Here is a 21,952-nt window from a genome sequence, read left to right on the forward strand (position 1 = left end):
AGAGATAGTTACTTGAATTAACAGAATATTCCTTAAAATGGAATCCCATCATCCTCTTCATCTTCCTGCTCTTTGGGATTCAACCGCCAGATAGTAGTTTTCTCTTCTTCCACTGGAAGTTCCGCGATCAATTCTCCCAAGTCTTTCTGAAGATTTTGGGTTAGTGTCACCGGAAACTCTAAATCAATTCCATGAATTTCCGCCATTCTTGCCAACTGGTTAAACGGAATTTTTTTTATGGTTCGCTCATAACTGGATAATTGGAAATATTTCGTTTCTGATAGTTCTTGTGCTTGCATCGCGGCTTTGAGCCTATTTTGGATGTTGTCAATTTCGGTATCTAGCAACTTCCATTCCTGCTCAATTTCTCGATAGCGTTGAGCTAGAGCTGTTACATCTTCCTGTTCTGGATCTGGACTACTCAATTGAGTTAATTCCAACAGCCGCTGATGCACGTGAGCCAGATAAATCGGGTCCATTTTTGCATACTGTAGCTGACTTTCTGTCAGTGGTCGCTGTCCCCAGTCGCTGCTTTGTTCGGTTTTGTCTATATTGGGAAAATAGCACAGCTTTTCTGCCAGAGTTCTCAATTGTAAATTTGGTACTGGCAATAAATAGTAAGGAATTGATTTGGCAATCTCTAAGGTGCAACTTACATTTTTAGCTTTAGTTTTACCTAATAACTTCAGGTCATAGCTGGAATTGTGGAAGACCTTTTCAATTGCAGGATTGACCATGATTTCTTTAATAAAGATTTCTGCAATTTCAGGATTATCTAAAACATCTAAGATGCAAACGCTATTTCCGCTTACATCGGTAAAGTCATCTAATATTTGAATCAAAGAGAGTTTAGGCTTGCGAGTATTATAATCGGCGACTTCCGTATCTAAGTACAAAAGCTGGCGTTTTGAATATTCATTAATTAGAACTTTAGCTTTCTCTGTTTCTGTGAAGTAAAGCATTCTCTAAAACATCCTTTTTGTAAATAAAAGTTAAATAAAAGGTTAGATTGTTTATTTTAAGTTCAGAAGTTACAGCAATTAATATTTATAAATACTTCTGCTACAAAAGCTATTTTTATATCAAAAAACATGTTCATTAAAATAGTTTGGATGTTTTTAAACTAAAACCGGACAAACTAGCAACGGTATTTATAATAAGAATTAATTAGAAAGATTTTATCATCAACATCGCGCAATTATTTTTTATTATGCATTCCAATCTACCTTCCCACGTAAATAACCGCTGGCAATTCTGGATCGATCGGGGTGGTACGTTTACTGATATTGTGGCGCGGCGTCCGGATGGACAACTAGTGATTCATAAGCTGCTGTCGGAGAATCCCGAACGGTATACTGACGCGCCAATACAGGGAATTCGAGACATTTTGGGAGTTGCGGCAGATGCACCTATTCCATCGGAACAGATTGCAGTTGTCAAGATGGGAACCACTGTGGCGACGAATGCGCTACTGGAACGCAAGGGCGATCGCACTCTTCTGGTCATTACTCAGGGATTTCGAGATGCCCTTCGCATCGGCTACCAAAATCGCCCCGATATCTTCGCCCGTCACATTGTATTGCCAGAGATGCTCTACGAGCGAGTGATTGAGGTCGAGGAACGCTACAGCGCCCAAGGCGAAGAATTAATCCCCGTAGAAACAGGATATATCGCATCTCTACAAGAAGCGTACAACGACGGGATTCGCTCCTGTGCCATTGTCTTCATGCACGGCTATCGCTATCCCGAACACGAGAAACAAATAGCAGATGCAGCGCGGAAAATTGGATTTACCCAAGTCTCGGTATCGCACGAAGTTAGCCCGTTGATGAAGTTGGTGAGTCGCGGTGATACTACCGTTGTTGATGCTTATTTATCGCCTATTTTACGGCGTTATGTAGATCGAGTTGCCAGTCAGCTAGCCAGTTTGGAATCGGAATTTTCAACTCAAAACTCTCCCCAGTTGATGTTCATGCAGTCCAACGGTGGACTTACTGATGCCCAACAGTTTCAAGGGAAAGACAGTATTCTATCTGGCCCTGCTGGGGGCATCGTCGGCGCGGTACAGACAAGCTTGATGGCGGGATTCGACAAAATTATCAGCTTTGATATGGGCGGAACTTCTACGGATGTCGCCCACTATAACGGCGAATACGAACGCACCTTTGAAACGGAAGTTGCCGGGGTACGACTGCGAACGCCGATGATGGCAATTCATACGGTTGCTGCTGGTGGCGGTTCGATTCTCTTTTTCGATGGGGCGAGGTATCGCGTGGGACCCGAATCAGCGGGGGCAAATCCGGGTCCCGCTGCCTATGGAAAAGGCGGTTCGCTGACGGTGACGGATTGCAATGTGATGGTGGGCAAGTTGCAACCGGAGTTTTTCCCGAAATTGTTTGGATCGAACGGAGATTTGCCGCTAGATGCAGAAGTAGTGCGGCAAAAGTTTAATGAACTGGCGGCAGAAATTGGGGACAATCGGACGCCGGAACAAGTGGCGGCTGGATTTCTCGCGATCGCAGTTGAAACAATGGCGAGTGCAATTAAAAAAATCTCTCTCCAGCGCGGTTATGACGTTTCGGAATATACTTTGTGCTGTTTTGGGGGCGCAGGAGGACAACACGCTTGTCTGATTGCCGATGCGTTGGGGATGAAGCAGGTGTTTCTGCATCCCTATGCCGGCGTGTTATCGGCTTATGGCATGGGTTTGGCAGATATGCGGGTGCTGCGAGAACGGGCGGTGGAGGCGCATCTGAGTGAGGAGTTAGTGCTGAGTTTGGAGGGGATGTTAAGCCAGTTGGCAAGGGAGGGGGAGGAGGAATTAAACCGCCACGACGCCAAGGACGCAGAGGAAAGAGAGGAAGAAGAGATAAGGGAGGATGTTGAGATTGAGGTTTTTCGGAAGGTGCATTTACGGTATGAGGGGACTGATTCGGCGCTGATTGTGGATTTTGGGAATACGGCGGCGATGAGGGGGCGGTTTGAGGAGTTGCATCGGCAGCGTTACGGCTTTATTGTGGAAGATAAAAGGCTGATTGTAGAGGCGGTTTCGGTTGAGGTGGTGGCGAAGACGGAGAGAGTAGAGGAAGCAGTCATTCAGCGTCGCAGTGATGAACTTCCCTCGCCGGTGGCAACTGTACAGATGTATGCGGCGGATCGGTGGCACGAGACGCCAGTGTATAAGCGAGAGGATTTGCAACCCGGAGACTGGATTTCTAGCCCTGCTATCATTGCCGATGCGACGGGTACGAATGTGATTGAACCCGGTTGGCAAGCACAGCTAAGCGATCGCAATCATCTGATTTTGCAGCGTTCGGCAGATTTACAATTCTCGATCCAAAATCCAGAATCTAGAATCCTCAATCGTCCCGATCCGGTGATGCTGGAGATTTTCAATAATTTGTTTCGCGCGATCGCCGAACAAATGGGTATCACTCTGCAAAATACCAGTTCCTCAGTCAACATCAAAGAACGCTTAGATTTCTCCTGTGCAATTTTTGACCAACACGGGCAGTTAGTCGCCAACGCTCCCCATATTCCCGTACATTTGGGTTCCATGAGTGAAAGCGTCAAAAGTTTAATTGACGCCTGTGGCGACACGATTCAACCTGGAGATGTCTTTGCCTCAAATAATCCCTACAACGGCGGCACGCACCTACCCGATATCACCGTAATTACTCCTGTATTTGCTTCCTCTCCAGACGCGATAAATCGCGTTACAATCTCCCCTCCTACGCTTCCCCTCTTCTACGTTGCCTCGCGGGGACATCATGCAGACATTGGTGGGATTACCCCAGGTTCCATGCCTCCAAACAGCACCACGGTAGAACAAGAAGGAGTGCTACTTGATAATTTTCAACTAGGAGAGGGAGGACATTTTCGAGAAAAAGAATTGCTGGAACTGCTGGCATCCAGCGCTTATCCAGCCCGAAATCCCAGTAAAAATATTGCAGATTTGCAAGCACAAATTGCGGCGAACGAACGCGGCGTGCAAGAACTCCACAAGATGATGGAGCATTATGGTTTAGAGACTGTGCAAGCGTATATGGGCTTTGTACAGGACAATGCGGAAGAGTCGGTACGTCGGGTTATCGAAGTTCTCAAAGATGGCAGTTTTACTTGTCCTCTGGATAATGGCAGCGCGATCGCAGTTACCATCACCATCAACAAATCGACTCGCAGCGCCAAAATAGATTTTACCGGCACTTCTCCTCAGCAACCGAGTAATTTAAACGCACCAGCAGCCGTGTGCAAGGCAGCAGTATTGTATGTCTTCCGCACTTTAGTGAATGACAATATTCCCCTCAATGCGGGTTGTCTCAAACCTTTGGAAATTATTATTCCCGAAGGCTGTATGTTAAATCCGCGTTATCCTGCTGCTGTGGTGGCGGGAAATGTAGAGACTTCGCAAAACATTACCGATGCTTTGTATGGGGCGCTGGGGGTAATGGCAGCTTCCCAAGGAACAATGAATAATTTTACCTTTGGAAGCGATCGCTATCAATATTACGAAACCATCTGTGGCGGTTCCGGCGCTGGCGCTGACTTCGACGGCACCGACGCCGTACAAACTCACATGACAAACTCCCGTCTTACCGATCCAGAAGTATTGGAATGGCGATTTCCTGTCCTTTTAGAAAGTTTTGCGATTCGTCCCAATAGCGGCGGGAATGGACATCATCATGGAGGGAATGGTGTTATCCGTCGCCTGCGTTTTCTTGAACCCATGACTGCTGGAATTTTATCAAGTCGTCGTGTCATTTCTCCCTTTGGTTTGCATGGTGGTGAAGCGGGTGCAGTCGGGAAAAATTATGTGCAGCGTACTGATGAAACTATAGAGGAATTAGGCAGTACAGGGGTTGTAGAAATGCAGCGTGACGATGTATTTGTTATCGAAACACCAGGAGGTGGAGGTTATGGAATTGCCAAGAATCTGTAACCTAATAATTGATACATGATAAAAGCGCGATCGCAACCCTTGACCTTTGATAGATGATTATATTCGACCCAAACAGCAAGTAGGAAAAGTAGGAAAAGTAGGGAATTATACTTAGTAATTTATTTGCTTGAACTGGGAAAACTGCTGAAATCCTTTGTTTGCGCGGCTTGTAAACGAATCGCTTAAAGCAATAAGGTTAGCGCCTATCTGTAAGTGATTCTTAATAAGGCATATTTAATTAAAGAATGCTAGTTTAGGTAGTTGACAGAACTTTATACTGCCTCCATCCAACGCTTTACTTGAAGTAGTATCTTATGAAATCAAAAAAATCAAGTACAAACTTACGGATTTTAAAGCAAATTCTCAAAAAAATTTAATTGTCCGATTCGGGCAATGTTTACTGATTCGTCTAAAAACAGACGAAGTTCTTTCTTTAGGCGGGCCGAGCCGATAGGACTTACGCGGAGGTTTCCCTAAATCTCCTTTTTTAGGAGGGTTTTTGGCTATATTTCCCTCTCTTTTCTACCGTTAGGTAGCGGCGCGAATGCGAACGGCTATGCGTGCCGTTATGCAGGAATTGGTAGGAATCGAAACGGGACTTGTAAGTTCAAGAAAACTCGTGGGGCGAGATTAAGGAAGCCATTCACAAATGCATTCCTTTCGCTGAAAAACTTTTTTATATCGATTGATTTTTAGAAATCCGCGACATTGAAAAAGATATGCATAGCTCAATGGCTGGCACTTATAACCTAGGTTTAGTAATCCTTTCTTTTGCGATCGCGGTAATAGCTTCTTACACAGCCCTAGACTTAGCCGGACGAGTGCGGTCTGCTGTGGAACGGGGACGATGGCGCTGGCTTCTGGGTGGAGCAGGGGCAATGGGAACCGGAATTTGGTCAATGCATTTCATTGCCATGCTGGCTTTCCAATTGCCACAGTCTGTCAATTACGATGTGTGGATCACCCTGTTCTCCCTGATGTGCGCGATTCTTGCCTCAAGCATTGCTTTGTGGCTGCTGAGTCGCGCTGTTTCAATCCCGCTGGTCATCGGCGGTGGAGTTTGTATGGGAATTGCCATTGCATGGATGCACTACACAGGTATGGCAGCCATGCAAGTTCAGGCGACGATTGAGTATGACTGGAGATTGGTGAGCCTATCGGTAGCGATCGCCATCATCGCTTCTTTTGCCGCGCTTTGGCTGGCATTTCGGCTACAAGAGCAATCCTTAAAAGGTTTGCTATGGCAGAAATTCGGCAGCGCTCTCCTGATGGGAATTGCCATCAGTGGGATGCACTACACGGGAATGTGGGCGACTCACTTTACCCCTCACAAAGTCTTTCCACTAGAGCCGTCTCCCCCCATCACTCAGTCTTGGTTGGCGATCGCTATCGGGATTGCTACCTTGTTCATTTTGAGCTTAGCCCTATTAACCTCTCTATTCGATCGGCGTTTAACAGCGCAGTTAGTTCGAGAGCAAGCGTTACAGGAAAGTGAGAACCGCTTTCGGATGCTGATCCGAGAAATGCAGGTAGGAGTATTACTGCTCAATGCTAATGCCGAAATTCTCACCTACAATCAAGCTGCAATTAATCTCCTCAATCTCAACGCAGAAGATTTATCGCATCAGGTATTTGGTGCAAATTGGCTGTTGCAGCAAGAAGATGGTACACCCTTCCCAACGCCAGAGCTACCCGTGCAGTCCAGCATTGCCCAGCGCCAACCGATTCATAATATTGTCGTGAGAATCGACCATCCTGAGAGCCATAATCAACGCTGGCTGCTAGTAAATGCCGACCCGCAGCTAGCAGAGGACGGGAGTGTAGAGCGAATTGTTTGTACCCTCAGCAATATTACGAACCAAAAGCAAGCGGAAGCCGCACTCCGCCAAAGTGAAGAACGATTTGCTTTAGCGGTAGAAGGAGTTAATGGCGGGATTTGGGATTGGAATATTCCAGCAAATTATGTATATCTGTCGCCTCGCTGGAAAAGTATGTTGGGCTATGAAGACTTAGAAATTCCGAATAGCATCGATACTTTCAACCAAATTCTGCACCCAGAAGACTCAGAGCGAGTGTTAGCGGTGATGCTTGCCTATTTAACTAAGAAAATCCCCAACTACGAGGTAGAGTTTCGGGCATCCCATAAAGATGGCAGCTGGCGCTGGATTCTGACCCGTGGCGTGGCATTGTGGGATGAAACCGGCACAGCCTATCGCATAGCAGGTTCCCATACTGATATTACCGATCGCAAGCAGAGGGAAGAGGCACTGCACTTAATGGTTGAGGGAACAGCTTCTGCAACTGGCAATGAGTTCTTTCGCTCTTGTGTCCGCTATCTCGCCCAAGTTTTGGGAGTCCGCTACGCTGTAGTCGGTCAATTTGCAGATGATACTGAAACTAGAGTGCGAACTTTGGCTTTCTGGACGGGTGAGGGCTTTGGCGAAAATTTCGAGTACGACTTGGCGGGTAGTCCTTGCGAAAACGTCTTGAAGGGAACGAGCGGTTTTTATCCATCCGAGGTACAAGAACTTTTTCCTGACTTCCAAGCGTTAGAGAAGTTAGGCGCACAAAGCTACTGGGGAATTCCGTTAAGAGACTCGGCTGGCAATACAATTGGCAATTTGGCGGTGTTGGATGTGCAGCCAATGGCTCACGATCCTGGCAAAGAAATGATTATGAAAATTTTTGTTGCCAGAGCGGGAGCCGAGCTGGAGCGGAACTTAGCGGAGGAATTGCTGACAAAACGAGCAGCGATGGACAGTTGCTTGAGCCGGATTTCTGGGATGCTGATTGACGAAAACTTAGATACTGCGATCGCTTTCACGCTGCAAGCCGTTGGCGAGTTTTTGGGGTGCGATCGCACTTACCTGTTTGATTACTCCGATCGCCAAAACGGCTGGAATATGACCCACGAGTGGTGCGGCTTTGGCATTCAGCCAGCGATCGGGCGGTTTCAAGGTTTACCCGTTGAAAATCATCACTGGGTTCACAACCAACTTTTGAGTGGCAAAACGGTTCAATTTCCTGCCGAACGCCCACCCTTAGCCGCCGAACCAACCTTGACGGAACTTCAGTGTATCCAGTCTCGGCTTGCCGTTCCGACGCTTTACGCTGGTACGGTTGTCGGTTTTATGGGTTTGGATGCCATAAGTTCTTCCAAAGTCTGGAGTCAAGAAGAAATTAATTGGCTTAAATTAGTCAACGAATTCATTGCAGTGACTCAGGCACGTCAAGCAGCACAAGCCGCATTACGGGAGAGTGCAGAACGGGAAAAAGCGATCGCTTTTGTGATTCAGCGAATGCGTCAAACCTTAGAAATTGACAAGATTTTTAGCGCTACAACCGAAGAATTACGCCATGCGATTAATTGCGATCGCGTTGGTCTCTATCGTTTCCATCCCGACTGGAGTGGGGATTTTGTATCGGAGTCGGTAGCAGAAGGCTGGAATTTGCTAGTTCCCGAACAAATTCATCAATCTCAGCTGCCCAAGGTTGCCGTTAACCAGGTGGGTTGTGCTGGCAAAACTTTGGGAAGTGCAGAGGAGCCAATCCAAGATACTTATTTGCAAGCAAATCAAGGCGGGACTTATCGCCAAGGAACCAGTTATCGTTGTGTCCCAGACATCTACCAAGCTGGATTTGACGCTTGTTACCTAGAACTGTTGGAGCGCTTTCAAGCACGAGCTTATATCATTGTTCCGATTTTCCATAGCAATCAACTGTGGGGCTTGCTAGCAACTTACCAAAATTCCGGTTCTCGCCAATGGCAAGAGGCAGAAATCAAGATGGTTGTTCAAATTGGGGCACAGTTAGGCGTTGCGATCCAACAGGCAGAATTGCTAGCGCGAACTCAACAGCAGTCAATTGAATTGATGATCGCCAAGGAAGCCGCCGATGCTGCGAACAGTGCTAAAAGCGAATTTCTTGCCAATATGAGCCACGAACTAAGGACACCCCTCAATGCCATCCTTGGTTTTACCCAATTGATGAGCCTTGATACCTCCCTATCTGCCGAACATCAGAAATACCTGGAGATCATCAGTCGCAGTGGCGATCATCTGCTGGCATTGATTAATGATGTTTTAGAGATGGCTAAAATCGAGGCAGGGCGAGTCACGCTACATGAAAATGACTTTGACCTGTATTGTCTGCTCAATAGTCTCGAACAGATGCTACAACTCAAAGCCACAAGCAAGGGACTCTTGCTTAACTTTGAATGCACGGCTGCTGTTCCCCAGTACGTCAGAACCGACGAAAGTAAGCTGCGTCAGGTCTTGATTAACCTTCTCGGTAATGCCATCAAATTTACTGACAAAGGGAGCGTCACCCTGCGCGTTACAGGGGAAGAAGGAGAGGCTGAAAGCAGGAATGTCGGGGAGCAAGCAGATAACTCCTCACCTGTACCTTTTATCCGTCTGCTCTTTGAAGTGGAAGATACTGGCCCTGGTATTGAGCCACATGAATTCGATCGGTTGTTTGAAGCTTTTGGACAAACCTCAGTTGGGCTGAAGTCCTGTCAAGGCACGGGTTTGGGTTTACCGATCAGTCAAAAGTTTGTCCAACTGATGGGGGGAGGAGCGATCGCAGTCAGTAGTCATCCAGGTCAGGGAGCCAAATTTACCTTTGACATTCAGGCAGGTTTGGTTGAGCAGATGGAGATTGAAACATCCCAATCTATCTATAAAAAAGTTATTGGTTTAGCTCCTGACCAACCCATCTATCGTGTTCTAGTTGTGGAGGATAAGCCCACAAATCGTCTCCTCCTAGTTAAGCTTCTTACTTACTTGGGCTTTGAGGTGCAAGAAGCTGAAAATGGTCAAGAAGCTGTGGCAATTTGGGAGAGTTGGGAACCCCATCTAATCTGGATGGATATGCGGATGCCTGTGATGAACGGCTATGAAGCTACCAAAAAAATTAGAGCTTCCTTAAAAGGTGAGGCAACCATAATTATTGCCCTAACTGCCAGCGTTTTTGAAGAAGACAGACAAATTATCTTGTCAGCGGGATGCGATGACTTCGTGCGTAAACCTTTTCGAGAAGAGGAACTACTCTTTAAAATGAATAAATATCTAGGGGTGCAATATCTCTATGAGGAGGAAGCATTACCCACCGAAAGCAGGAAGGAAAATTTACCAGAGACTTCCGATTCTGACATCCCCCTTCAGATTTCCACTATGCCCTCTGAATGGATACAACAGCTACACTATGCAGCTTCCCAAGGCAGCGATTTCTTGCTCCTTCAGCTCCTTCAGGAAATTCCCCCAGCAAATTCGTTTGTTATAAATGCTTTGACCAATTTGGTCGAAAATTTTCAGTTTGAGCAAATTATGGAATTAATTCAATCAACTGAAACACAGCTTACTGGTAAAAACTCACAGCAAACTTCCCTCAATTTTTCGCCTCTTCTATCACATTCCCAGCAGGAGTAAGATATTGAAAAATTTTGTTGCAGGATGGCAAATAGGTTTTTTCCCATTGCCTTCCTCTACTCTCCCACCTGTGGAAGATGATTGCAGAATGTCTAAGATAAGTAGTTAAATAATATTTAACGCTGCAATCAATTAGTTCAAAAGTTTTTAAACTTTTATCATTAACTGCAAACAGGAAATAGAAGAAAGATGACTTTTAAATAATATTCTAAACTAACGAATTTTCCAAAATCGATGATGAAAGAATTGAAATAAATAATTTCTCCCTCGTTATGGCAAAAGAAGATATTCTCATCGTTGATGACACCCCTGAAAACTTGCGTTTTCTGTCTGGTCTGCTAATGAAGCAAGGCTATACCATTTGCAAGGCATTAAGTGGGCAAATGGCACTGACAGCGATACAAACTGTTATCCCCGATCTAATTTTGCTTGATATTATGATGCCTAGCATGGATGGTTATGAAGTTTGTGAAAAACTGAAAGCCGATCCAAAAACTGTTGCAATTCCTGTAATTTTCTTAAGCGCTCTCAGCGAGGCTTTTGATAAAGTAAAAGCTTTTTCGGTTGGCGGAGCAGATTATGTTGCCAAACCTTTTCAATTTGAAGAAGTTTTAGCTCGTGTTCAGAATCAACTAGAGTTAAGAGCCGCAAAAATCCAAAACCAACAACTAAATGCTCAACTTGAAGAACGAGTTAAAGAGCGGACTTTTCAGCTAGAAGTAGCAAATCAAGAACTGAGGCGAGAAATCAACGAGCGGATGCTCCTTCAAGAACAACTCATAAAAATGGCACTTTATGACGATCTTACAGGATTGCCCAATCGAGCTTTATTCATGGAGCGTCTAGAACAAGCTCTCAAACGCACCAAGGAACATTCAGGAGAGGCGTTTGCCGTGTTGTTTCTTGATTGCGATCGCTTTAAAGTAGTCAATGATTCTCTCGGTCATCTTGCTGGGAACGAACTGTTAATTAATTTAGCTCGTCGCTTAGAAAAATTACTCAGTCAACATCATACTTTGGCTCGGTTGGGCGGTGATGAATTTGCGATTATCTTGACAGACGTTGGAAATATCAGCAGTGTACTCCTTATCGCCGATCAAATCCTTCAATCTTTTGCTTCTCCGTTTCAACTAAAAAAACAGGAAATTTTCATCAACGCTAGTGTTGGAATTGCTATGAGCAATCCTAATTACGAGCGAGCAGAACATATATTGCGAGATGCAGACATCGCAATGTATCGTGCCAAAACCTTAGGAAAAGGTCAATACCAAATTTTTGACCCAAAGATGCACGATGCTGTGATTCAAGTTTTACAGCTTGAAAATGACTTGCGTAGAGCCATCGAACGACAAGAATTCATTGTCCACTATCAGCCAATTATTGCCCTTGATACCAGCAAGATTGTTGGGTTTGAAGCATTAGTTCGCTGGTATCATCCTCAACGAGGAATGGTATCGCCTGGATTGTTTATTCCTGTAGCAGAAGAAACAGGTTTGATTAACCAACTTGGCAATTGGGTTTTGCGGGAAGCTTGCCATCAACTTCAGCAATGGTATCAGGAAAAATTGCTCGATCATCCCCTATTTATGAGTGTCAATCTTTCAGCGCGGCAGTTTGCACAGCCAGATTTAATTGAGCAAATCGACCAAATCCTCGCGGAAACCCAACTGAATCCTCAAAGCTTGAAGTTAGAAATCACAGAAAGTGTTCTGATGAATAATACTCAATCTGTAAAAGCGATTATTCAGCAACTTCGAGAACGTAAGATTCAGTTATGTATTGATGACTTTGGTACCGGGTATTCTTCTCTGAGTTATTTATATAATTTTCCTGTTGATACTCTCAAAATCGACCGTTCTTTTATTAGTTATTTAGATGAAAAAACAGATAGTTTGGGACTGATTCCGGCGATTATGAAGATTGCTCAAACTCTAAATATGAGTGTAATTGCTGAAGGAATTGAGACGGGCGAACAGCTATCTCAGCTAAGAAACTTAAATTGTGAATTTGGACAGGGATATCTATTTTCCAAACCCGTAGAGGGAAAAAAAGCAACAAACTTAATCGTATCGGATACACAGCAATAATATTTAAGCTAAACGTGTAGTCTATGTTACTAGATATAAGTTTAAATTAAATAAAGATAGTTAATAAAATTGAAATAGCACCTATTTTTTTTCCAAAGATTAACTATTTGGGATGCAGCGATAATCAGCAGGTTGACAATTTTGATACCCTTTTAATTCAAAGCCCAATGGATTCCAAATTAGCAAATACCTTCAAAGCCGATATTCTGATAGTTGATGATACACCAGACAATATTCGCTTTTTATCTTCCCTGCTGTTAGATAAAGGATATAACGTTCGTAAATCGATTAATGGTCAAATGGCTTTAACCGCAGTTAAGACACTTCAGCCGGATCTAATCTTGTTAGATATTAATATGTCGGGCATGAATGGTTATGAAGTTTGCGAAAGGTTAAAGGAAGATACTGAAACTTCCTCTGTACCTGTAATTTTTTTAAGTGCTTTGGATGATGTTTTAGATAAAGTGAAAGCTTTTCAAGTTGGGGGCGTAGACTATATTACTAAGCCTTTTCAAATTGAGGAGGTTTTGGCGAGGATTCAAAATCAACTAACAATTCAAAGCCTTCAAACTCAGTTGAAAAATCAGAACTCACAACTTCAACAAGCCTTAGGCGATCTCAAGAAGGCTCAAGCACAACTGGTTCAAAAAGAAAAAATGCTTGGGTTGGGTCAATTAGCCGCAGGAATGGCTCACGAAATCAATAATTCTATTGGCTTTATTTCTGGCAATCTCGATCCAGCACGCAAATATATTCAAGACTTGCTAAATCTGGTTCGTATCTATCAACAAGAGTACCCAAAGCCTACTCTTTCCATTCAGAAAGCAATTCAAGAAATCGATCTAGATTTTCTGAATTCAGATATTCAAAACCTTGTAGGCTCAATGCAAACGGGTGTAGAGCGAATCTGCACAATGCTCCTGGCTTTACGCATTTTCTCCCGCCTTAATGAATCAGATATTAAAGCTGTAGACATCCATGAAGGATTGAATAGCACTTTATTATTGTTGCAGCATCGACTTAGAGGAGAAGGGAAACGCCCGGAGATTCAGGTGATCAAAAAATATGAAGATTTACCTTTAGTTAATTGTTATGCTAACCAGCTTAACCAGGCCTTTCTTAATCTTTTAAATAATGCTATTGATGCTCTAGAATTGAGGATTGGGCAAGACTTTTCTGAATCTTCCAGCCCAACAATTTGGATTAGTACAGAGTTTAGTGCTTGGGAAACGATAATTATCCGAATTAAAGACAATGGAATTGGCATTGCTGAAGAAATGCGATCGCGCTTATTCGACCCATTTTTTACGACAAAGCCTATAGGTCAAGGCAGCGGGTTAGGGTTATTGACGACTTATGAGATTATAGTAGAAAAGCATAAAGGTCAACTGACGTGTCATTCATTCCCCGGACAGGGTGCAGAGTTTACGATTGAAATTCCAGTACATCTTGTTAAGACCACATAGGCTTAAACGAAGCCGAAAGCGGAAGAGACGCTACGCGCAACTTTTTTAGTCTCCAATTTATCTTCGGGTGGAGGCTCGAAATGTCAAGCAAAATTTTTTCAAATTCCCTAAGATTGGTGATGTAAATGGCGTTCCTGTGGAGGAAACCGTCCCGGTGAGTGATTGAATGGCAACGTGACGATAAATGTTGTTCCAATACCGACTTCACTTTCTACTTGAATCTCTCCCCGATGTAAATCTACACACATTTTGGCAATGGAAAGACCTAATCCGGTTCCTTGAATTGGTCCCACATTGCTACAGCGATGGAAGGTTTCAAACAGACGTTGTTGATCTTTTAAAGGAATACCAATTCCTTCATCTTTTAAGCGGAAAGTAGCTTCTCCATTTTGGAAAACTAAATTAAAGTAGATATTGCCACCTTGGGGAGAATACTTAATCGCGTTGGAAAGTAAATTAGTGAAGATATGCCGCAGCAAGACTTCATCCATTTCAACTTGGGGGCGTTTCCCTTGACAGGTAAAGATAATGTTGTGCTGTCTGGTAGCACTAGCTTGTAAAGTTGCTGTGAGATCGCAGCAAAATTTTTCTAAATCGAGTCGTGCGGGTTTAAACTGAAGTCCACCTGCCTGAGTTTGACCCAAGATCAATACCTCATCTAATAGGTGGAGCATATTGCCGATGGCACCTTCAATCCGCTCGAAGTATTCATTTCTCTTCTGTTCGGTTAAGCTCTGATTGTAGGCTCGAAGTAACTCCGCAGACATCCGAATTGTCGTCATGGGAGTGCGAAACTCATGGGAAACGATGGAAACGAAGTTTGATTTGAGTTGGTTGAGTTCTCGTTCCTGTTCCAGGGCTTTGAGGATTTCTGTCATTGCGAGTTTGCGATCGCTAATATCTCTGCCTTCCACAATCAGCAACACCACTTTTCCCGTTTCGTCCGTCAAGGGCTTTAAGGAAAAATCAATCCACAGCATCACATTCAGTTCGCCCTGTACCTGGATCTCATGACGGACAAAATGACCGTTCGCGGCGTAGGCGATCGCATTTTTCAACCAATCCTGGCTTTCCTGGCAATAATTCCAACATTTTGTCTGCCACATCAAGTGACCAACATAATCTTCTAATTGAAGACCGCTGAAGTTAAGAACTGTTTGGTTAACTTCCAGGATCTTTCCTTCTGGTGTCAACAACCCCATTAATTGAAATGTCTGCTCAAAAATCCCTCGGAAGCGTCGTTCGCTTTCGTGCAGCTGCTTGAGAATTTGTCCGCGTTCAATGGCGTAGCGGATCGTCCGCACTAGCAATTGCATTGTAATTTGATTTTTGACGAGATAATCCTGTGCCCCTGTTGCCACCGCTTGTAGGGCAAGTTCCTCATCATCAAACCCGGTCAGCACCACAATGGGGATATCTGGTGCAGCTATCCGGAATTGTGCCACTGTGTCCAATCCATCCGAGTCAGGAAGAGAAAGATCCAATAAAGCAACATCCCAGGAATCAGCGCTACAAGCATCAATTGCGTCGCCCAGCCGCTCAACGTGTACTAATTGCCATCCCTCCTGATTTGAGCGCGAGAACAGTTGGCGTAGCAAGTTGGCATCGCTGGGGCTATCTTCCACTAGGAGGACTTGAATCGGCGTTTTGTACATAACTGGGGTTACTCTAGTGGGAGTCTTACTGCTGCCAGCCAGAAATCATTGATCAATTGCACAATCCGAATAAATTGCTGCATATCAACCGGCTTCGTTACGTAGCAGTTGGCACTGAGGTTATAAGACTTAAGTACATCCTCTTCATCGGCTGAGGTGGTGAGAACGACAACTGGGATACGTTTAAGATCGGGGTCTGATTTGACTTCCATGAGGACTTCTCGCCCATCCATCCCTGGTAAATTGAGATCGAGTAAAATCAGGTCTGGACGTGGAGCATTGGCATATTCACCTTCCTGTCGCAGAAATTCCATTCCCGCCTCGCCATATTCAACCCAGTGCAGGTTGTTAGCAATCTTAGCTTTTTTAAATTCTCGGATGGTTAAATTCGCATCGCTGGGAGAGTCTTCAATCAGCAAAATTTCCACGGATCGGAAGGTATAGCGGCTATTCATGCGAGTTCGTGGCTTCTAAGAGTGAAGGGTCAGGCGTGAGGGGAATGGTAAAGTAAAATGTCGTTCCTAGTCCTGGTTGCGATTCGGCCCAGATGCTTCCACCGTGACGCTCGACAATTTTTTTGCACATAGCCAGACCAATGCCAGTACCAGGAAACTCTCGACGGGTATGAAGACGCTTGAATATCTCAAAAATGCGATCGAGATACTGTGGCTTGATACCAATTCCATTATCACGTACCGAAAAAAGCCATTCCCGATCTTTTAACTCCGCTGTAATGTGAACTTGGGGCGGTTCCTCACGGCGGAACTTAATGGCGTTGGCGATTAAATTTTGAAATAACTGGAGCCATTGGGTTTTGTCACCGTTTACTTGGGGCAGAGGGTCGTGGGTGATGGTGGCGTTACTTTCTGCGATCGCGACTTGCAAATTGTTTATCGCCTGAAGCAACACCTTCTCCCCATCAATGGAGACAAATGCTTGAGTGCGAGTGCTGACGCGGGAATAGGCAAGCAAGTCTTGAATCAACTGCTGCATCCGCGTTGCACCGTCTATTACATAAGCCATATATTCCTGTGCAGACTCATCCAGACTGTTTTGATACTCCTGCACTAACAGTTGGGTATAACCTGACACTGCCCGTAATGGCTCTTGCAAATCATGGGAAGCTACATAAGCAAACTGCTCTAGTTCTCGATTGGAGCGCTGCAAGTTGGTTGTGAGTTGCTCTAATTTGCGCTCTGCTTCTAACCGTTCCGCAATCTCAGTTTCTAAAGCAGCGTTTGTCTGAGCAAGTTTTTCGGTTGCTAGGATGCGATCGCGAATTTGCTTTCGCAACAGAAAGTAAATCGCAATCAGTAGGCTGAAACTCAACAAACCGCCAATACAAACAACCAGAATGGTATAACGAACGCTTCTATTTGTTGCCGCTGCGCGACGCTGCAATAACATTTGCTCTTCTTTTTGCATTGCAGCCAGTAGCTCTTTAATTTTCTCGTATATCGCTGAGTTTCTATCTGTAAAGGCAATTTGAGCGTTCCTGTCTTCTCCTAAATTCCGCTGTCGCAGCTCAATGGATTCTTGCAGCCCCTTCAGTTTTTCGGCAATCAGAGGTTCGAGGAGATCGAGTCGCTGCTGTTGGAGAGGATTATCAGCCGTTAATGTCCGAAGCGTTTTGAAGCCCCGGTTACTTTCTTGAATGCCCTGCCGGTAATTGATCAGGTAAGTGTCTTTTCCCGTGATGATGTAGCCTCGCCTTGCTTTTTCGGCACTGTTGATTCCCGAAAGGGTATGCTCGATCTCTTCCCGGACTTGATAAGTGTGATCTACCCATCTAGAGTTACTCAGCAGCCTTTGGACGCTCCAGGAGAAGGTGACACCGACGCCAAACAACAAAAGCAGCGCCAGAGTAAATCCACCGCTAACCATTTTTTCTGATGGTTCTTTCATGCCTGTTTTTTCTTTCGAGCGATTGACTAGTGCAATTGGCAACGCTGGGAATAGGGAGCGACTGAGTTTCCGTCCCAACGAAGGCTCAATCTCTTTGAGCAGATGAAGATGACCTAGAAATACTATAAATAACTAAAAAAAATCTAGCAGTCCATAGATTCATTTGAACAACACCCACTTAGGGAACAAGCCGGACCCGAATCGCTAAACCTTGCTACAGAAAAAAGCGGGCAGATTTTCATCCAACCGCTTATCTCCTAGTGGAGAATAGATTTTGCTTGCGTGCGTAGCTTGTGAGAGATTGGCAGCACGCACAAGCGCGATCGCGTACCCAAAAATTAGCCGTTCCGCACTCAGTCGTTCCTTATGGAGCAAGTCCCGCAAACTTTAACAAGTCAACCATCTTGAAGTCGTGCTTTTGCCCTAAAACTGGCTTCCACTTGGGGTCTTGCCGAAGATAGGATTTGCGATCGCCTTGTAGCAGACCGATGAACACCTCCGCAACAATGCGTCCGCCGACAGGCCCCAGTGTCTTGCCTTGCGCTCTCAGCTCCGCTTCCTTCAAAATATAGAACCACAAGGGTGTTCGCTTGTCGAATCCCAAATCTTTGAGGTCGCGCAGATCGGATGGACTCAGAGGCTCGATTTCCATCGCTCTGGCTACATCCTGACCAGACGGCAAGCTGAAGGTGAGGTGACGCAGCAGATTGCGCTGCGCCAGCGACCGGATTGGCTCTTCTTGTCCTGGCAAACCGGGTGCTGGAAAAGGCAGCGTGAATAATGCACTTGAGAGTTTAGGATCGATCTTTTTGTTGGGCTTGACTTTTCCGTTTTTGAAATCAAAGAAGGTATCCCAGTCAACAAATCGTCGGGGTGCGCGTTTCCCACCGCGCAGGTCATCTGGGTCACAAAGATTAGGGTCTAAACTGAAATTGAAAATTGGTGCCCTAAACTCTGGCATATCCTGAGTGCCATGATTGGCGATGTATCCCGGTCTGACTTGGCTGTGACCGAAGCGATAGGCAGCGACCGAGAACTCAACTGGGATAAATGGCTGGTTGCGCCAGTTGTAGAACCGCCGACCTTTTTTCAGAATGTCATCCACCAAATCCTGTCCTACGGTTGTGGGCAGGAACTCATGCACGATAATCCACTGGTAGTGCCAGCGAACTAGCTTCTGTGCCTCGGTGAATGCATCATTCGGATCTTTGATTCCACTATCGATAACGTAATCCACAACATGATTGTGGAATTTCAGAAATGCCAATTGCATCTGAGAAATAATCGTGTTCTCATCATTCCTTGGGTCGCCGATGAGCGCCATATTTTGGCTATTTCGAGGGAGATCGTCCTTCGACCCTTCCCCACCCAATTTCTCAATCAGGAACTTGATGCCTCCCGTTGTTTTGTCATACAAGTGAGGACTGGCTGCACGACCCGAACCATAAACGTTATCTAGCTCTAAGAAAGGCGTTCGGAAATTTTCAATAGATTCCGGGTCATTTTGTCGCTCAAGGCTAGAGGTGGAATCGAAGGTCATATCATGATCTAGAAACTGCCCCAAAAAAGTGAACCCTGCGGTCATATTGGGGTTATCGGTGTTGCTAGGACTTCCAGGTACGGGGTCTGTTGCGTTTAAATCGTCTTTTGCATCCATCAAACCGCCTGGTTTCCCAAGCTCCATCAGCCTCTGGCGCACTGATTTGGAGTCACTAGCAAAGGGAGGCAAGGACGGGAATAGCCGACCAAACTTTCCTTGATCGTAAGCAGTGGAGCGGGGTGGAACTTGGTCTCTTAGATAGAGTTGTCCGTGTCTAGTCATTATGTTTCCTCCTTGTTGATTACCGTTTTATGTGGCGCTGGTTTTGACCTCTACCTCGATCGAAATTTCCGTTTTTCTTGCGTCCAGATTCCACAAAATTGAATTTTCAGTGTTTCTAACCGGCTAATTTTTTTGAAAAATCTCGCTCTGATTATCGATTTAGGAAGAGGTTGAAGAATTCGGATTCCTCAAAATCAATTTGAAATTTACCCTACTTATCAGTAATTTAAAAAAAATGGGGATTTATGAAACTGGTATCTAGTTAGACGATTTAAAATTGCAGATTGTGAAAGATTAGATAGTAATTAATTTCTGCAATTTAAATCGGCAATCGTAAAAGAAGATGGTACTGCTCGCAGCCGATACTAATTTTCAGGTTGCCAGCCAAATCCCTTTGCTTTACAGATATAACCTTTGCTGAAAGTTTCTTGCCAGTCGCTTATTTTTGGTAACTCAGTTGGGTGTCAGTCGATTGGGCGACTTGAAAAATTTTTAATATTGTGCTAGCAAAATCAAGCGATTGGGCGCGATCGCTACCAGGTAAATTTCAGTACGAACTAATGTATTGAGCTGTACTTGCCTCTAGGCGCACTTGCGATCGCGCAATTTACTCTGCAATTAAGTAATCAGTTTCCTAGCAATCAACCACTTACAAAAGGCATATTTGTGGTAGCAAACTTCGGGCGGCTAATCTGCAACCAGACTGATTACTCCCTGGAAATCAGCCACCATAATGTGACAGTTAGTAGATAAAGAAATATTAAGCAGGAGTCAAACTTTGAGCGATCAATTGAAGAAAGGTGACAAGGTTACATGGAAGACTTCACAAGGTGAAACCAGCGGCACTGTGAAGAAAAAACTGACTTCACCCACAGATATCAAAGGACACCACGTCGCCGCATCCAAAGATAATCCTGAGTATCTAGTTGAAAGCGAAAAAACTGGGAAAGAAGCTGCTCACAAGCCTGAATCCCTCAAGAAAGAGGAGTAATGCTGAATTATGAATAATGATGTGAAATCAGCCATCGACGAGTTTCACAGCGTTGTTAACATGACTCCGCAGGAACTTGAGTCCTGGCTTAAAACTGAAGATTCTAAAGCTGTTGGGCAGAAGGATGGAGAGGAAGAATCAACAGGTCACAAATCTGGTAAGCGTATCATCGAGCTGTTGCACAAGAAGAAGGATGAGTACAGCGAAGATGACATATCGCACATTAAGAAAGTGATTAGTTACGTCCACCGCCACAGCGCACAGCAGCCGTCAGGCGATATAGAACACACGCGCTGGCGCTACTCACTGATGAATTGGGGTCACGATCCGCTCAAGTGACTGTAGTTTTACCAAGAAATTGCAAAAACTCTCTCCAATTTCCCAAAATAAAATTTCTCGTTTCTTACGCTTGGAAACGAGAACCTACAACTAACAGCACCAACATAGAATTGGAGCGATACGCTTAGCGCGTATCGCTTCGAGTGTTAAAACCATTTTTTCTATAAATGCTTGCTACAAATAAATGCTCATGAGCTGTAACGAGAAAACAATTACCAATTACCCTTTAGTTCATGTTGTAGCCACAGATACAAATGGTAGAAGTATCGCCCAGGATGCCCGCCAGATAACTTATTCGTGGACTGTGCCATCCGGAAGGATTGCACCCGTTAAGATTGCTTGTTGCCAATCAGAGTCTTCCAGGTAGGCTCCCCGTAGGCTAGCACCAGTCAAGTCGGCTCCACGCATTTCTGCCACATTCAAGTTAGCTCCCCACAAATAGGCTCCCCGCAAACTTGCTTCACTTAGGTTGGCTTCACGCAAGCTTGCCATATTTAGGTTTGCTCCCGTCATGTCAGCTTCACTCAAATTGGCTTGACTCAAGTCTGCCTTACTTAAGTTCGCTTCACATAAGTCTGCTTTGGCAAGTGAGGAGTGATTTAGATTGGATGCGTGCAAATTTGCTCTAGATAGAATCGTTACACGCATCTGGGCTTCAGACAGATTTGTGGCTGCTAGGTTGGCACCACTCAGATTAGCTCCATTCAGTTTGGTCTCGCTGAGGTTGACGCCATCCAAGTCTATGCCATTGAGATCGACGCCATTTAAGTAAGCTCCTCTCAGGTGTACGCCGTTGAGTATCGTTCCTCGCAGCAATGCGCCGCTCAATCTGGCTCCACTCAGATTTGCCCAACTTAGGTTAGCATCCACCAAGTTAGCCGACCGCAAGTTTATCCCCCGCAGGTCCGAACCGCACAGGTTAACTCCGCGCAAGTTTGACAAACGCAGATTTACTGATGTTAGGATTGCACCACTTAGTTTTGCTCCGACCAGCACCGACTTAACGAGGACAGCTCCTCTTAAGTTGGCTTTTGTCAAGTCTGTCTCGATGAATCGTGCTTCGTTGACTTTGGCAAAACTCAGATCGGCTCGATGCAGGCAGGCTCCACTGAAGTTTGCTCCGATTAGGACTGCGCGACTAAGGTTTGCCGCTGATAGATAGGCTCCTGAAAAGTCTGACCCGGATAGATTGGCTCTTTCCAGGTTTATCCCTATAAGATTTTCGCCGCTAAAATCTCTTTGTCCTTCTTCATAGCGCTGTTTCAGTTCTTGTGCATCCATAGGATTTCTCCAGATTCACTTACAGATAACTTGTCTAT

The 21,952-nt window shown here is 44.9% G+C and carries 12 protein-coding genes; 6 read left to right on the top strand and 6 right to left on the bottom strand.

Annotation, left to right across the window (positions count from 1 at the left end; all coding sequences use genetic code 11):
* Positions 1-32: 32 nt before the first annotated feature.
* On the bottom strand, positions 33-962 hold the full coding sequence (locus tag H6F52_RS15440) for a ribonuclease D (RefSeq protein WP_190535922.1): 930 nt from the start codon (positions 960-962) through the stop codon (positions 33-35).
* A 248-nt stretch (positions 963-1,210) separates the two neighbouring features.
* Here H6F52_RS15440 and H6F52_RS15445 point away from each other — a divergent pair, with 248 nt between their 5' ends.
* The 4 genes from H6F52_RS15445 to H6F52_RS15460 all read left to right on the top strand — a co-directional run bounded on the left by H6F52_RS15445 (position 1,211) and on the right by H6F52_RS15460 (position 13,921).
* Entirely contained in the window at positions 1,211-4,939 is a 3,729-nt protein-coding gene (locus tag H6F52_RS15445) for a hydantoinase B/oxoprolinase family protein (RefSeq protein WP_190535924.1), read from the top strand.
* 719 nt (positions 4,940-5,658) lie between these two features.
* The gene (locus tag H6F52_RS15450) at positions 5,659-10,368 is read left to right on the top strand and encodes an MHYT domain-containing protein (RefSeq protein ID WP_190535926.1); all 4,710 of its coding nucleotides are present in this window, start codon (positions 5,659-5,661) and stop codon (positions 10,366-10,368) included.
* 272 nt (positions 10,369-10,640) lie between these two features.
* Positions 10,641-12,455, top strand: a complete 1,815-nt coding sequence (locus H6F52_RS15455) for an EAL domain-containing protein (protein ID WP_190535928.1) — start codon at positions 10,641-10,643, stop codon at positions 12,453-12,455.
* A 167-nt stretch (positions 12,456-12,622) separates the two neighbouring features.
* Positions 12,623-13,921, top strand: coding sequence for a response regulator (locus tag H6F52_RS15460; protein ID WP_190535930.1), 1,299 nt, complete (start codon positions 12,623-12,625; stop codon positions 13,919-13,921).
* Between the two features lie 107 nt (positions 13,922-14,028).
* Here the strand turns inward: H6F52_RS15460 and H6F52_RS15465 are convergent, their stop codons facing one another.
* The 4 genes from H6F52_RS15465 to H6F52_RS15480 form a co-directional block, all read right to left on the bottom strand.
* Positions 14,029-15,576 carry an ATP-binding protein gene (locus H6F52_RS15465; protein ID WP_190535932.1) on the bottom strand — a complete coding sequence of 516 codons (1,548 nt, stop codon included), beginning with the start codon at positions 15,574-15,576 and terminating at the stop codon, positions 14,029-14,031.
* Positions 15,577-15,584: 8 nt separating this feature from the next.
* Positions 15,585-16,031 carry a response regulator gene (locus tag H6F52_RS15470; RefSeq protein WP_190410245.1) on the bottom strand — a complete coding sequence of 149 codons (447 nt, stop codon included), beginning with the start codon at positions 16,029-16,031 and terminating at the stop codon, positions 15,585-15,587.
* The gene (locus tag H6F52_RS15475; protein WP_190535934.1) at positions 16,024-17,481 is read right to left on the bottom strand and encodes a CHASE3 domain-containing protein; all 1,458 of its coding nucleotides are present in this window, start codon (positions 17,479-17,481) and stop codon (positions 16,024-16,026) included. The genes H6F52_RS15470 and H6F52_RS15475 overlap by 8 nt, the downstream gene beginning before the upstream one ends.
* A 364-nt stretch (positions 17,482-17,845) precedes the next feature.
* Positions 17,846-19,303: a heme peroxidase family protein gene (locus tag H6F52_RS15480; RefSeq protein WP_190535936.1), complete on the bottom strand. Its 1,458-nt coding sequence runs from the start codon at positions 19,301-19,303 to the stop codon at positions 17,846-17,848.
* Positions 19,304-20,081: 778 nt separating this feature from the next.
* Between H6F52_RS15480 and H6F52_RS15485 the strand changes: the two genes are divergently transcribed.
* Both H6F52_RS15485 and H6F52_RS15490 read left to right on the top strand, forming a co-directional pair.
* The gene (locus tag H6F52_RS15485) at positions 20,082-20,294 is read left to right on the top strand and encodes a DUF2945 domain-containing protein (protein WP_190410242.1); all 213 of its coding nucleotides are present in this window, start codon (positions 20,082-20,084) and stop codon (positions 20,292-20,294) included.
* Positions 20,295-20,303: 9 nt separating this feature from the next.
* Positions 20,304-20,633: a DUF3140 domain-containing protein gene (locus H6F52_RS15490; protein ID WP_190535939.1), complete on the top strand. Its 330-nt coding sequence runs from the start codon at positions 20,304-20,306 to the stop codon at positions 20,631-20,633.
* Positions 20,634-20,924: 291 nt separating this feature from the next.
* Here the strand turns inward: H6F52_RS15490 and H6F52_RS15495 are convergent, their stop codons facing one another.
* On the bottom strand, positions 20,925-21,914 hold the full coding sequence (locus H6F52_RS15495) for a pentapeptide repeat-containing protein (protein WP_190524250.1): 990 nt from the start codon (positions 21,912-21,914) through the stop codon (positions 20,925-20,927).
* Positions 21,915-21,952: the final 38 nt, after the last annotated feature.

Source organism: Coleofasciculus sp. FACHB-542, assembly GCF_014695825.1.
In the GTDB taxonomy this organism is placed as follows: Bacteria; Cyanobacteriota; Cyanobacteriia; order Cyanobacteriales; family FACHB-T130; genus FACHB-T130.

Coding starts and splice junctions, on each gene's coding strand:
- H6F52_RS15460 (WP_190535930.1), top strand. CDS start 12,623: ATGGATTCCAAATTAGCAAATACCTTCAAAGCCGATATTCTGATAGTT.
- H6F52_RS15445 (WP_190535924.1), top strand. CDS start 1,211: ATGCATTCCAATCTACCTTCCCACGTAAATAACCGCTGGCAATTCTGG.
- H6F52_RS15465 (WP_190535932.1), bottom strand. CDS start 15,576: ATGTACAAAACGCCGATTCAAGTCCTCCTAGTGGAAGATAGCCCCAGC.
- H6F52_RS15490 (WP_190535939.1), top strand. CDS start 20,304: ATGAATAATGATGTGAAATCAGCCATCGACGAGTTTCACAGCGTTGTT.
- H6F52_RS15480 (WP_190535936.1), bottom strand. CDS start 19,303: ATGACTAGACACGGACAACTCTATCTAAGAGACCAAGTTCCACCCCGC.
- H6F52_RS15470 (WP_190410245.1), bottom strand. CDS start 16,031: ATGAATAGCCGCTATACCTTCCGATCCGTGGAAATTTTGCTGATTGAA.
- H6F52_RS15440 (WP_190535922.1), bottom strand. CDS start 962: ATGCTTTACTTCACAGAAACAGAGAAAGCTAAAGTTCTAATTAATGAA.
- H6F52_RS15475 (WP_190535934.1), bottom strand. CDS start 17,481: ATGAAAGAACCATCAGAAAAAATGGTTAGCGGTGGATTTACTCTGGCG.
- H6F52_RS15450 (WP_190535926.1), top strand. CDS start 5,659: ATGCATAGCTCAATGGCTGGCACTTATAACCTAGGTTTAGTAATCCTT.
- H6F52_RS15455 (WP_190535928.1), top strand. CDS start 10,641: ATGGCAAAAGAAGATATTCTCATCGTTGATGACACCCCTGAAAACTTG.
- H6F52_RS15495 (WP_190524250.1), bottom strand. CDS start 21,914: ATGGATGCACAAGAACTGAAACAGCGCTATGAAGAAGGACAAAGAGAT.